The organism is Gemmatimonadaceae bacterium (assembly GCA_035633115.1).
Taxonomy (GTDB): domain Bacteria; phylum Gemmatimonadota; class Gemmatimonadetes; order Gemmatimonadales; family Gemmatimonadaceae; genus UBA4720.
Genome location: DASQFN010000112.1, coordinates 59,619 through 72,617, shown reverse-complemented (window position 1 = coordinate 72,617; position 12,999 = coordinate 59,619). Strand labels below are relative to the sequence as shown.

Below are 12,999 nucleotides of genomic sequence, written 5' to 3'. Positions count from 1 at the left end.
TTGAGAACTCCGATTGTTCTGGTTGCGTTTTCGCTGGCGCTTGCGCGTCCGTACCCGGTCAACGGTCAAAGTCTGGAACCGGTGCCGGTCGCCTGCAAGGGCCAGACGATAAGCCGTATCGAGATTCACACGCGCCCTCCGTTCGAGATCACGGGCTCCCAGCTTCAGCAGCGACTCGCGCGACAGGTGACTGCGCTTCACGCCACGACGTCGTCCGAAATCATTCGACGATTCCTTGCCCTCGAGCCCGGCGAACCGTGCACCGAGCTCCGGCGCTCGGAGTCCGAGCGCATCCTTCGCGCACAGCCATACCTGGCCGCCGCTTCCGTGCTGGCCTTTCCGGAGGAGAACGGCACTGTCGCCATCTCTGTCGTTACCGTCGACGAAGTCTCACTTATTTTCGGCGGTGGAGGATCCGGGAAGTCGCCGTACTTCCGTAAAATCAGGCTCGGAGAAGCAAATCTGATGGGACAGGCCATCAGTCTCGACGCCGACTGGCGGTACAACTCCGATTTTCCAGACGCGTTGGTCGTTCATTTCGTCGACTATCAGGTGCTGGGCAAGCCGTACCAGCTTCACGCCGACTTCGGACGCCGCGAGCGCGGCGGAGACTGGGGAGTGGAATTGAGTCATCCATTTCTGACGGATCTGCAGCGGGTGTCCTGGCGCACCAACGTGGGGTCACGCGACTCCTATTCGCGCTTCCGGCGATTGGACGGGCAGTATTTCTATCTCCCGTTCAAGCGGACTTACGGAGACATAGGCGGTGTGGTGCGAATCGGACCTCCCGGCCGCCTCGCCCTTGTTGGAGCCTCGGCGTCCTACGAGGAGGAGCTGCCCGGAAGCACGCCAATAATGCTCGATGTCGCGACTCGCGAGTTGGTGCCTGTGGAGGGCACCCCACTGTCGAACAGGTACTCTTCGTATCGGACGACGCGGATCAACGCTCTCTTCGGTCTGCGCGACGTCCGGTTCATACAGGTCGCCGGGTTCGAGTCACTCGATGGACTTCAGGACATTCGGAAAGGTGCCGAGATCGGGACGCTCGTCGGGCGCGGGGTCGAAGCATTGGGCGGCGGCGGGCATGACATGTTCGTGTCCACCGATGTCTACATGGGCTTCGGCTCGCCGCGCGCGTTTGCCGGAATGGAAGTGCTGGCCGAGGGAAGGAAGCCGGAATCGGAGGACGAATGGGACGGTATTCTTGCGAGCGGCAGAGCGGTCGGTTTTGTCAAGCCTGGTGCGGCACGTCATACTCTTGTTGCCGCCGTCGAATGGAGCGCCGGCTGGCGCCAGCGAATTCCGTTTCAGCTCTCGCTCGCCGATCGCGACGGCGGTCTGGCAGGGTACAGACGTTCCACACTGGCGGGCGCTCGCCGGCTCGTCACCCGGGTCGAGGACCGCATTGTCCTGGGTCGGCTGAAGCAGTTCGCTTCGGTCGGAATTGCGCCGTTCGTGCACACTGCGAAGTTGTGGGCGGGTGACGCGCCGTTCGGCACGAATGCCGCCGTGAGGTGGTCGGCAGGTGTTGGGTTGCTTGCGTCAGTTCCACCGGGATCGCAACGGTTATGGCGATTCGACATCGCCTTCCCGATTCCCAAGGATCACGGCGCCAAATGGCAGGCGCGTCTCACCGCCTACAACTTCACGCGCATGTTCTGGAAAGAGCCAAGCGACGTTGCGCGGAACCGGGAGCGGGCGATTCCTACCAGTATTTTCAACTGGCCTTAGCTGTACTGCGAGACTGAAGAGGCAGCGACCACGAAGCAGTGGTCGCGTCCTCCTCAGCTACGTACTACGCCCGTACTAGCGCAACGGGTTTGTATCGTCGCGCATCATTCGACGAATCGGCACAATGAGCGCAACGAGGATTCCCGCCGCGATCATCAGGGACAACGTCGTCGTCGTGAAGAGTCTCGGCATCTGGTCGAGCTTCTCCGGATCGACGTGACCGCCAACCCTGCCGCCGATGAGGTTTCCGAGAGCCGAAGCGAGGAACCAGATTCCCATCATCTGTCCGACGTACTTTCGCGGCGAGAGCTTCGTCATGGACGACAGTCCAACCGGACTCAGGCAGAGCTCACCGATAGACTGGAAGAAATAACTTCCGACGAGCCACCACGGTGAAACGAGCACGGTCCCGCCGCTCTCGACGATCGCATTCGCCGCGAAGATCATGATCACGAAACCGAGGCCGGCGAGAAAGAGTCCCAGCGAAAACTTTGCGGGGGCGGAAAGATCTCCGCCGCGCTTCGACAGTCCCACCCACAGCGCCGCGAACATCGGCGCGAACAGGATGATCATGAGCGGGTTGACGGACTGGAACCAGGTTGCCGGAATCTCGAATCCGCCCACGGTGCGGTCGGTGAAATCGCGCGCGAAAAGGTTGAGTGCCGTTGGAGCCTGCTCGAAGGCCGACCAGAATATCGCCGCAAAGATGAACAACACGACGATCACCGCGACACGTTTCTTCTCTTCGCCGGACAACTTTCCAAGGACGAAAACGAAGGCAAAGAACGCGACGGCCATCGTCACCATCGCATACGTCATGTACTCGGCTATGCCGGCCGGGTTCAGCTCGACTGCACCTGTCGCGGCGAGTATGAACACAAGGACGACCGCCGCCACGAAGCTGATCACGAAGGTCTTGACGGTGCGCTCCTGCTTCGCCTGCACGGCGGGATCCGGATGGCGCGTCGGGACGGTCCCGATTGGGCCGAGTGTTTTCTTCGCGCGCAAGCTGTAGATCGTCAAACCGATCAGCATTGCGACTCCGGCGGCACCCATGCCGACGTGCCAGTCGACCTGCTCGCCGAGGTAACCCGTCACTAGCTGGCCGAGAAGCGCACCTACGTTGATTCCCATGTAGAAGATCGAGAATCCGGCATCCCGCCGGGCGCCTCCTTCCGGATACAGGTCACCGACGATGGCAGAGATGTTCGGCTTCAGAAGGCCGGTGCCGAGAACGATGAGAATCAGGCCGAGGAAGAACGGAATCTTGCCCGCGCTCTGACCGAGGAGGCCGGAGAGGCCGATGCAGATATGTCCCGACGAGATGAGCGCGGCGCCAATGAAAATCGCGCGACGAAGTCCGAGCAGACGGTCTGCAACCCAACCGCCGGGCAGAGACATCAGGTAGACGAACGCGGCGTAAATACCGACGATGGCCGAGGCCTGCGTTCTGTCGAACCCGTAACCACCGTTCATTACGGTGGCCGACATGAACAGCACGAGCAGCGGGCGCAGTCCGTAGTAGGAGAACCGCTCCCACATCTCCGTGAAGAAGAGCGTCGACAACCCGCGTGGATGTCCGAAGAACCTGCGGTCGCCGGTCCACTCCTCCAGTCCGGACGGGGCTGAATCTGTTGCGACACTGGCACTCTGCGGCTGCTCGAACACTGACTTGTCGGTCATGGTTGCCTGCCGATTGAGGGATCTAGTTGTCTGAACGCGAGAGCTGCTCCACGACGGGAAGATACCGAACCGGCGGATTCACGCCGCCGGCTTCCTGCTGTTGTTCCCACGTAACCTGAGTGGGTGGCTGCTTGATGCACGCGACGAAGTGTCCGGGTGCCTTCTCCTCCAGCGGGGGGACGATTTTCGCGCACGCGGCATCCTTCGCCGGATGGTGGCAGCGGGGATGAAATACGCATCCGGACGGTGGCGACGCCGGTGAAGGCACGTCTCCCTGCAGCAAAATCCGCTCCTTCCTGATTCTGGGATCAGGCACCGGAACCGCGGAGAGAAGAGCCTGCGTGTAGGGCATCATCGGCTCATGGTACAAATCGTCAGCCGGTGCGAGCTCGACGATCTTTCCGAGGTACATCACTGCAACCCGGTCCGACATGTGCTTCACGACCGAGAGATCGTGCGCTATGAACAGGTAGGTGAGCTGCCGGTCGCGCTGCAGATCACGTAGAAGGTTTATGACCTGTGCCTGGACCGAGACGTCGAGCGCCGACACCGGCTCGTCGCAGACGATGAAACGCGGCTCGACGGCGAGAGCACGCGCGATACCGATGCGCTGGCGTTGGCCGCCAGAGAATTCGTGGGGATAACGCGCAGCATATTCTCCACGAAGGCCGACCTCTTCGAGCAGCCGCTTCACGATCGCGGTCGCGGCAGCTCCCTCCGCGAGACGGTGGATTCGAATTCCTTCGCGGATGGCTGCGCCTATGGTCATTCGCGGGTTGAGCGAGGAAACGGGATCCTGAAAGATGATCTGCATCTCCCGGCGAACCGCGCGCATCGCCGAGGCACCAAGCCGCCGAATGTCGCGTCCGTCGAAGTCGATCCGGCCTTCGGTTGGCTCGATCAGGCGGAGGATCGACCGGCCCGTTGTTGTCTTGCCGCAACCCGACTCGCCGACGAGACTCAGCGTTTCGCCGCGCGCGATGTCGAACGAGACGTCGTTTACGGCGCGCACTGCACCTGCGGTGCGGCCGAGCAGCCCTCGCTTGATCGGAAAGTGCTTGCTGAGGTTTCGTATCGAGAGAAGCGGACCGGATTTTTCGCTGGTCCTTCCCGACTCGACGGCGCGAATGCGCTCGCGCGTGTCCGTCATCCAGCTTGGCTCGGTCATCAGGCGGGTACCCCGAGCTGCTCGACGAGCGGCGGGTGCGGGTGCGCTCTGCGCTCAGGCTCCAGCGCCAGATGACATCGCGACGTATGCGCTGCGGAAATCTGATACAGCGGCGGATGCTGCTCCTCGCAGAGCTCCCATGAATACTGGCAGCGATCGCGAAAGCGGCAGCCGGACGGCCAGTCGGTCGGAGGCGGCACCGAGCCGGGAATGACATTGAGCCTGGCGCGCGGCTCGCCGAGCTGGGGCATCGCCTGCATCAGGCCCTCAGTGTACGGGTGGTGAGCCGCCGCGAACAATGTCTCGACGTCGGCTTCTTCGACCACCTCGCCGCAGTACATCACAACGACTCGTGACGCCGTCTCTGCAACCACGCCGAGATCGTGCGTGATCAGCAGGATGGAGGTGCCGAACCGCTTCTGAAGATCTACGAGGAGCTCGAGGATCTGCGCTTGAATTGTCACGTCGAGCGCCGTCGTCGGCTCGTCGGCGATCACGAGAGCGGGATTCATCACCAGTGCCATCGCAATCAGCACACGCTGTCGCATTCCGCCCGACAGCTGATGAGGATACTGGCGGGCGCGGTCCTCGGGGTCGGGAATTCCAGTCAGAGAGAGCATCTCGACTGCTCGCTTCCAGGCATCCTTGCGTGACCCCTCGCCGTGGATGCGGACGACTTCGGCCACCTGATCGCCAACTGTGAAGACGGGGTTGAGCGCCGACATCGGCTCCTGGAAGATCATCGAGATGCGATTGCCGCGAATGTGGCGCATTGCGGAATCGTCGAGTGTCACGAGATCGTTTCCCTCGAACATGATCCGGCTGCCCGGCTCGATGCGGCCGGGTTGCTGAATGAGGCGCAGTATCGATAGAGCCGTGACGGACTTTCCGCAGCCGGATTCTCCGACGATGCCCAGCATCTCCCCTGGAGCTACCGAGAAGGAGACACCGTCCACCGACTTTGCTATCGCACCCGGCGTGTGGAACCAGGTGCAGAGGTTCTCGACGGAAAGGAGTGGTGCTACGGGCTCGTTCATTCTGTTCCCATATGGCGGGGTTGCAGTGCTTCCCGCAATGCCTCGCCGAGCACGTTGAACGCCATCACCGTGAGCACGATGGCCATGCCCGGGAAAAAAGAAATCCACCAGAGGCCGGCGATCTGGTCCGAGCCGTCCTGGATGATGTTGCCCCAGCTTGGCTCAGGCTGTTGGACGCCGATTCCGAGATACGAAAGGCCCGCCTCGAGTAAAATGACGTGTCCCACCCCCAGAGCCGCCGCGACAATCACCGGCGTCAGGATGTTTGGAAGAATGTGCTTCAGCAGGATGCGTGCGCGCCCGGCGCCCAGTGCGCGCGCCGATACAACGAATTCTTCGCCCTTTATCGCAAGAACCTGACCCCGTACGATGCGGCTCAAGCCGTACCAGCCGGTGAGCCCGACGATTCCCACGAAGCCCGCCAGCGGAAGCTGCCGCCACGCCGCGAAGATCGCGATGAGCAGCAGCAGCCGGGGAATGGAAAGCAAAGCGTCGAGAATCCGCATCATCACGGATTCGACGGCGCCTCCCGCGAATCCCGCGATTGCCCCGTACGCAGTGCCCAGCGTGATGCTCACGAGTGTCGCCACAAGCGCGACGGCGAGAGAAACCCGGCCTCCGTAAAGCACCCTGCTGAGGACGTCGCGGCTGAATGGATCAGTCCCGAAAGGATGAGAGGCCGATGGCGACTGGCTTCTGAGCCCGATGATGTCTGGCTGTACGGACGGATCGTATGGCGCAAACAAGGGTGCGGCAACACAGGGAATGATGATCGCGAGCAGGAGCGCGATTGCAGCAAGCGCCGAGCGGTTCGATAAGAGACGCCGGGCGACGGTCCGCTTCGCGAGGAACGGGAGTGGCAGCTCAGCGATCATCGCGAATGCGCGGGTCCGCGACTCGGTAGAGCAGATCGGCGAGGAGACTTCCGGCGGCTACGAGAACGCTGCCGATGATCACCGACGCCATCAGCAGTGGATAGTCGCGGCTTTCGATCGAGTTCACGATGACGAGGCCCATGCCCGGCCAGGCGAACACTTTCTCAACGAATACCGCGCCTGTGAGCAGTGCGGGAAATGCGAGTCCGAAAAGAGTGATCACCGGAAGAAGGGCGTTGCGCAACGCATGCCGGCGAACGATGCTGCGCTCCGGGACTCCCTTTGCCCGCGCAGTTCTAACGTACTCTGCCGGAAGCACGTCGAGCAGCGCCGCCCGCTGATAGCGCGCCACAACAGCGGAAAAGAGCAACGTCAGAGTCGCTGCCGGGAGAACAGTGTGACGCGCGACGTCGATGAATTTCCCCCACGACGTCAGGCTCGAGTGCATCACCGAGTCGACCATTCCGCCGATTGGAAAAATCGGAAACCGGTAGGCGAGGAGCACGACGATCATCAGCGCCAGCCAGAACTCGGGCACCGAAAAGAAAAAGAGAGAAATGCCACCGAGCACACGGTCGGTGACGGAGCCGGCGCGGCTTGCCTGTGCGATTGCCAGCGCGATTCCGAGAGAGAAGCTTGCGGCGAGAGCGATGCTCATGAGGAGCAGCGTGTTTGGCAGCGCATCTCGAAGTACGTCGATAACCGGACGCTGCAGAGAGAACGACCACCCAAGGTCGCCTCTCGCGACGCTGCCGAGGTAACTGGCGAACTGCTGGGGCAGCGGACGGTCGAGGCCGTAAGCAGCGCGCCACTGGGCGCGCACGGCATCGGTGACGTTCGGGTTGTCCATCGCGGCGCCGAACGGATCGCCAGGAGCGAGGTGAATCAGAATGAAGGCAATCGTCGCGACGAGTGCGACGACGACAGCTACCTGTGCGAGACGACGAAGAAGGTAGCGGGCCAACCGGCTATCGCGGGGGGCCGACCCTGTCGCGGGCGATGCGCTCTGTCGAAGGAATCCACCACTCCCCGATGCTCGACCACCATGCATCAGGCCGGAGCGCTGGAGTTCGTATCCGACGGTTGATCGCCATCATCGTCTTCGGCTCCGCCATCCAGATTGCGGGCGCGTCATCGATGATCATCTGGTACGCGCGCTTGAAGTGCGCCCGCCGCGTGGGCAGGTCCATCGCCGAGAGTGCGCTGTCAGCCGCAGCGTCGAATTCGGGATTGGAGTACGACCCGTGGTTCGATCCCCCGGACTTCGTTCCGCTCGCGCCCCATGTCTGCCGTATCCCGCCAGGACTCGCTTCGACGTGCCAGCCATGAAACACGGCGTCGAAGGCGCGCCGGTTCTCCAGGTCGACGAACGAAGCAATCTCCAGCCGATCGATGTTCACCTTTGCGCCAGCGCGCTTCAGCTGATCCTGAAGGATGACAGCCATGTTCATCCTGCTTCTGCTGACGCCGGGAACGCTGAGGGTGAACTCGAGACGGCGGCCGTTGCGCTGCCTTATGCTGTCGGCTCCGGAAACGCGCCACCCGAGGGAATCGAGCAATCGGAGCGCATCGTCGAGCGAATACGGGATCTGCTTGAGCGTCGTGTCGGTGGTTGGATAAGCACGCACTGTCGGCCCCAGTGCCACCGCTGCGAGGGTATCGTAAACGCTCTGCACCGTGCGTCCGCGATCCACGGCCATCGTGAGCGCGCGCCGGAGAGCTCGATCGCCGAACAACGGATGCGGACGCGCGCGATTTCGCGGATCGCGAAGGTTGAACGCCACGAAATTGTAATCCAGGCCCTGAAGAAGAACCGGCCTGAGCTCGGGATGTGCGGCCAGCTGAGGCAAGTCCCCCATCGGCACCTGCTCCAGCACATCCGCTTCGCCACCGATCAAACGCGTGAAGACTGTCTTCGGATCGGGCGCGATGGTCCAGATCACACGATCGATGCGTGGGCGCCCGTGATAGTTCGCGCTGTCGGCCGCCACTTCGATGCTCGAGCCAGGGGTCCAGCTGACGAACCTGAATCTGCCGCTGCCCATCGGCTTGCGCGCGATGTCGGAAGTCCTTAGTGCCTGACCGCGAATGCCTTTCAGCGCGTGCTCGGGGATTATCACCATCGGGATTGTCGCTTCGAAGAACTGTATCGGGGAGCGCTTTCCGAACCAGAACACGACAGTGAGCGAGTCTGGAGCGGTGACGGAATCGATGCTCGCAATAAGCGGTGCCGTTGGAGACGCTGTAGTGGGATCCTTGTAGAGAGCGTAGGTGAAGACGACGTCGGAAGCGCGCACCGGACGGCCATCGTGCCACCGCGCGCGCGGGTCGAGCTGGAATTCAATCGAGAGCGAATCGGAGGACCAGCGCCAGCTCTTCGCGAGTCGCGGCGTAAAGCCGCCGTCACCAACAGTGTTCAGATCCGATCCAAGATCAGCGAGATGATCGTACGTCTGGTCGGATACCGCTTTGCCCGTGGTCGTCGAGAGGATGGGCGGAAAAAGCCCGTCCGGATCACCGCCGACCGAAATGACGACAGTTCCTCCCCTGGCTGAATCCGCAGTCGATGAGGAAGACCGATCCTCCCCGGTACAGCCCAGCGCGATCAGGAGCAGTGCTGCTAACGGTGGAGTCTGGCGCATGTCTCCTTGACGATTGGAAGTCCTATCGGCGACAAAGTTGGGTTGTCAGCGTCTCCACGTCCACAGTTCGTTTTCGAAGCGCGGAAGCTCGGCGAGCGTATGATCGCGAACCTCCGACTCGTTGAGCTCACGCGCGTGAGGATCTTCGATCTCACGGACTGCATCGATCAACGCGTCCGCAATTTCTCGGGTGGCAGGTGTGCGGCCGATCGCGCGCGTCAGTGTTGCCGGCGGCGGGATCGCCGACGCCGCGTTCTGCGCGAGTGTGACGGTGGGGATCAACAACTGATCGTCATCGATCAGAATGGAGCCATGCTGCAGGAGAGCGCCGGCTTCTCTCCACTGCGCGCTGCCGACCAGCTTGCGGCCGTCCATGATCAGCTCGCCGCGGGACGGCGTAGCGAAGCAAGGTGAGTAGTTCAGCGCCGGTACGGGACTCTGACGGTCCGCAACCGAAGCACCGACGCCGAGTCGCGCGAGCGCAGCGAGCAGAAGTGAATTGATTCGCTCGTAGGATTCGCGGAGGGCAATTCCCGCGACGACTGGTGCGGTGACGCTGTAGGTCACTTCCCGGTGGTGGAGAAGGGCGCGCCCGCCAGTTGGACGACGAACGACGTCGATAGACAGCGACCGCATCCGCTCGAGATCGTAGCATCCGACTGCCGTCTGATTGCGCCCAAACGAGAGAGTTGGCTGCGCCCAGCCGTAAACGGAGAACACGGATTCTCCCGTTTCGCGCGCACGACGCATCAGTCCAACGTCCCGGGCCATGTTTTCGGCGCCGTTTCGCGGCGGTGCGACGAGGAAGCGCCACCTGCGATTCCTTCGCGGCTCTGTCATGCGATGTTAAATTGACTTCATCATGGCAACGACAATCAAGCACGCCGAGCGGGCCCTCGCACCGGCGGAATCGTTCGTTCCCCGGCACATCGGGCCGACGGACGCTGATATGGCGGAAATGCTCGCCACCCTTGGCTTTGCATCGCTGGACGAGCTGATCAACGCGACGATTCCCTCCAAAATCAGGTATCGTGGCAGTCTCGATCTTCCGCCGGGCAGAAGCGAAGCCCAGGTTCTCGCCGATTTCAGGGCGTTTGCCGCGAAGAATCGGGTGTTCCGCTCATTCATCGGCATGGGATACTCAGACTGCATCACGCCACCGGTGATCCAGCGAAACGTGCTCGAGAATCCCGCGTGGTACACCGCGTACACTCCGTACCAGGCGGAAATCGCGCAGGGCCGACTCGAAGCGCTGCTCACCTTCCAGACGATAGTGATAGATCTGACGGGGCTCAGCATCGCCAACGCATCGCTGCTGGACGAAGCGACTGCGGCCGCGGAAGCGATGACCATGAGCTATGCCGTGAAGGGCCGCGAGGGCAAGGAAGTCTTTCTCGTGTCCGACCTGTGTCATCCGCAGACGATCGATGTCGTGCGTACGCGAGCCGGCGCCCGCGGCATTGACGTCAGGGTAGCGGATGTCGCGGCCGCCGGCATTGGCGAGGATGTGTTCGGCGTGCTTCTCCAGTATCCGGCGACTGACGGAGCGGTTCGCGATTACCGGGAGATCTGCGAGCGTGCTCACACGCAGGGAGCGCTTGTCACAGTCGCGGCGGATCTGCTCAGCCTGACCTTGCTCACTCCGCCGGGCGAATGGGGCGCGGATGTGGTCGTCGGCAACACTCAGCGATTCGGCGTTCCATTGGGATATGGAGGTCCTCACGCGGCGTTTTTCGCCACTCGCGATGAGTTCAAGCGACTGATTCCCGGCCGAATCATCGGAGTCTCACGCGACGCTGACGGCAAGCCGGCTCTCAGGATGGCCCTGCAGACGCGTGAGCAGCACATCAGGCGCGAAAAGGCGACAAGCAACGTCTGCACTGCGCAGGTTCTTCTTGCCGTAGTGGCAAGCATGTACGCCGTGTGGCATGGACCGCACGGACTGCGTCGGATCGCGCTCCGCGTGCATCAGTACGCTGCGATTCTCGCGGAGGGAATGAAGCGGCTCGGACATGGTATCGCGCACGAGGATTTTTTCGACACGATTCGCGTCGAGCTGAACGGGGCCAGCGCCGATGACATCATCGAGAGCGCCGTGGCCCGCGGAATCAACCTTCGCTACATGGACGAGAGCTCGGTCTGCATCGCGCTCGACGAAACCGTCCGGGAAGAGGACCTGACAGCGCTGCTCGAAGTGTTCGGGGTGAAGGCGGCTGCTCCACTCTCCGTTGACGAGCTGGTCGATTCGGCCGATACACGCTACGACGAGAGATTCCATCGCACCACGCCCTTTCTGACGCACCCGGTCTTCAATACGCATCGCTCGGAGACCGAGCTGCTCCGCTACATGCGCAAGCTCGAGTCGCGGGATCTTTCGCTCGTGCATTCGATGATTCCGCTGGGCTCGTGCACGATGAAGCTCAACGCGACGGCGGAGATGATGCCCATAACCTGGCCGGGCTTCTCGAAGCTTCATCCGTTCGCTCCGGTAGAGCAGGCGGAGGGGTATCGAGAGCTGTTCGAGGAGCTCGAAGCGGCACTCGCCGAGATCACCGGGTTTTCAGCGGTATCGCTCCAGCCAAATGCCGGCTCGCAGGGCGAGTTTGCCGGACTGCTTGCAATCCATGGCTATCACGCGTCACGGAATGAAGGCCATCGCGACGTGTGCCTCACTCCACAATCGGCTCACGGGACCAATCCCGCGAGCGCCGTGATGGCAGGCATGAAGGTGGTAGTCGTGCGGACCGATCAGAGGGGCAATATCGATATCGCCGATCTCCGGGCAAAAGCCGAGCAGCATAGAGCGAATCTCGCGGCGGTGATGGTCACTTATCCGTCGACTCACGGCGTCTTCGAAGAAGGAATCACCGAAGTCTGCGCGATGGTGCACGAGCATGGCGGGCAGGTGTACATGGACGGCGCAAACATGAACGCGATGGTTGGGCTGTGCCGGCCGGCTGACATCGGTGCCGATGTCTGTCACCTGAATCTCCATAAGACTTTCTGCATTCCGCACGGCGGAGGCGGACCCGGAATGGGGCCCATCGGCGTCGCCGCGCACCTCGTGCCATTTCTTCCGGGACATGCGGTAATCCAGCTTCCGGGGAAGCATGCTGTTGGCGCGGTGTCAGCGGCGCCGTGGGGCAGCTCGAGCATCCTGCCAATCTCGCTCGCCTATATCCGGCTGATGGGCGGGCAGGGCCTGACACTCGCGACGAAGGTCTCGATACTCAACGCGAATTACATCGCGCGGCGGCTCAACGAACATTTCCCACTTCTCTACAAGGGCGAGCACGGGACTGTAGCGCACGAGTGTATCATCGACACGCGTGTCGTGAAGAGCGCGAGCGGTGTTGAGGTGGAGGATATCGCGAAGCGGCTGATCGATTACGGATTTCATGCGCCGACAGTCTCGTTCCCAGTCCCGGGGACTCTCATGATCGAGCCGACGGAAAGCGAGTCGAAGGCCGAGCTCGACCGCTTCTGCGATGCGATGATCGCGATCCGGGAGGAGATCAGGGAGATCGAGTCGGGCGCCGCGGACCGAAAGGACAACCTTCTGAAGAATGCCCCGCACACCCTCGAGAGGGTGACTGCCGACGAATGGAATCATCCCTACTCTCGCGAGCAGGCGGCGTTTCCAGCTCCGTGGACGCGCCACTCGAAGTTCTGGCCGGCGGTCGCGCGCGTCGAGAGCGCTTACGGCGACAGGAATCTCATTTGCTCCTGTCTTCCAGCTAATGCGTACGCCGACGCCTGATACCTCGTTCTGTTGGCTTTTCTGCCGTTGCCGCTTGCTGGCAGCGCACGACTTTGACGAGTAGCTTAAACGACGAACGACGTCATATCGCCTACTGCTGCAC

The 12,999-nt window shown here is 62.1% G+C and carries 9 protein-coding genes; 2 read left to right on the top strand and 7 right to left on the bottom strand.

Annotation, left to right across the window (positions count from 1 at the left end):
- Complete coding sequence (locus VES88_16065) at positions 1–1,731, top strand: hypothetical protein (GenBank protein HYN83002.1); 1,731 nt, start codon at positions 1–3, stop codon at positions 1,729–1,731.
- Positions 1,732–1,806: 75 nt separating this feature from the next.
- Here the strand turns inward: VES88_16065 and VES88_16060 are convergent, their stop codons facing one another.
- The 7 genes from VES88_16060 to VES88_16030 are packed head-to-tail and all read right to left on the bottom strand — an operon-like array spanning position 1,807 to position 9,976.
- Positions 1,807–3,414, bottom strand: a complete 1,608-nt coding sequence (locus VES88_16060) for a peptide MFS transporter (protein HYN83001.1) — start codon at positions 3,412–3,414, stop codon at positions 1,807–1,809.
- 22 nt (positions 3,415–3,436) lie between these two features.
- Positions 3,437–4,582: an ABC transporter ATP-binding protein gene (locus VES88_16055; GenBank protein ID HYN83000.1), complete on the bottom strand. Its 1,146-nt coding sequence runs from the start codon at positions 4,580–4,582 to the stop codon at positions 3,437–3,439.
- Positions 4,582–5,619 carry an ABC transporter ATP-binding protein gene (locus VES88_16050; GenBank protein HYN82999.1) on the bottom strand — a complete coding sequence of 346 codons (1,038 nt, stop codon included), beginning with the start codon at positions 5,617–5,619 and terminating at the stop codon, positions 4,582–4,584. The genes VES88_16055 and VES88_16050 overlap by 1 nt, the downstream gene beginning before the upstream one ends.
- Entirely contained in the window at positions 5,616–6,494 is an 879-nt protein-coding gene (locus tag VES88_16045; GenBank protein ID HYN82998.1) for an ABC transporter permease, read from the bottom strand. Before VES88_16045 ends, VES88_16050 begins: the two co-directional genes overlap by 4 nt.
- Positions 6,484–7,458, bottom strand: coding sequence for an ABC transporter permease (locus VES88_16040; protein ID HYN82997.1), 975 nt, complete (start codon positions 7,456–7,458; stop codon positions 6,484–6,486). The genes VES88_16045 and VES88_16040 overlap by 11 nt, the downstream gene beginning before the upstream one ends.
- Before the next feature lie 4 nt (positions 7,459–7,462).
- Positions 7,463–9,136 (bottom strand): peptide ABC transporter substrate-binding protein, encoded by a 1,674-nt coding sequence (locus VES88_16035; GenBank protein ID HYN82996.1) that lies wholly within the window; start codon positions 9,134–9,136, stop codon positions 7,463–7,465.
- Positions 9,137–9,181: 45 nt separating this feature from the next.
- Positions 9,182–9,976 (bottom strand): hypothetical protein, encoded by a 795-nt coding sequence (locus VES88_16030; GenBank protein HYN82995.1) that lies wholly within the window; start codon positions 9,974–9,976, stop codon positions 9,182–9,184.
- A gap of 22 nt (positions 9,977–9,998) precedes the next feature.
- On the opposite strand from VES88_16030, the gene gcvP reads away from it, so the two are divergent.
- Positions 9,999–12,896, top strand: a complete 2,898-nt coding sequence (gene gcvP / locus VES88_16025; protein HYN82994.1) for an aminomethyl-transferring glycine dehydrogenase — start codon at positions 9,999–10,001, stop codon at positions 12,894–12,896.
- Positions 12,897–12,999 lie beyond the last annotated feature (103 nt).

Excerpts from the sequence above, each read along its gene's own strand:
- VES88_16060 (HYN83001.1), bottom strand. The coding sequence starts at position 3,414 with ATGACCGACAAGTCAGTGTTCGAGCAGCCGCAGAGTGCCAGTGTCGCA.
- VES88_16055 (HYN83000.1), bottom strand. The coding sequence starts at position 4,582 with ATGACCGAGCCAAGCTGGATGACGGACACGCGCGAGCGCATTCGCGCC.
- VES88_16050 (HYN82999.1), bottom strand. The coding sequence starts at position 5,619 with ATGAACGAGCCCGTAGCACCACTCCTTTCCGTCGAGAACCTCTGCACC.
- VES88_16045 (HYN82998.1), bottom strand. The coding sequence starts at position 6,494 with ATGATCGCTGAGCTGCCACTCCCGTTCCTCGCGAAGCGGACCGTCGCC.
- VES88_16035 (HYN82996.1), bottom strand. The coding sequence starts at position 9,136 with ATGCGCCAGACTCCACCGTTAGCAGCACTGCTCCTGATCGCGCTGGGC.
- VES88_16030 (HYN82995.1), bottom strand. The coding sequence starts at position 9,976 with ATGACAGAGCCGCGAAGGAATCGCAGGTGGCGCTTCCTCGTCGCACCG.
- gcvP (HYN82994.1), top strand. The coding sequence starts at position 9,999 with ATGGCAACGACAATCAAGCACGCCGAGCGGGCCCTCGCACCGGCGGAA.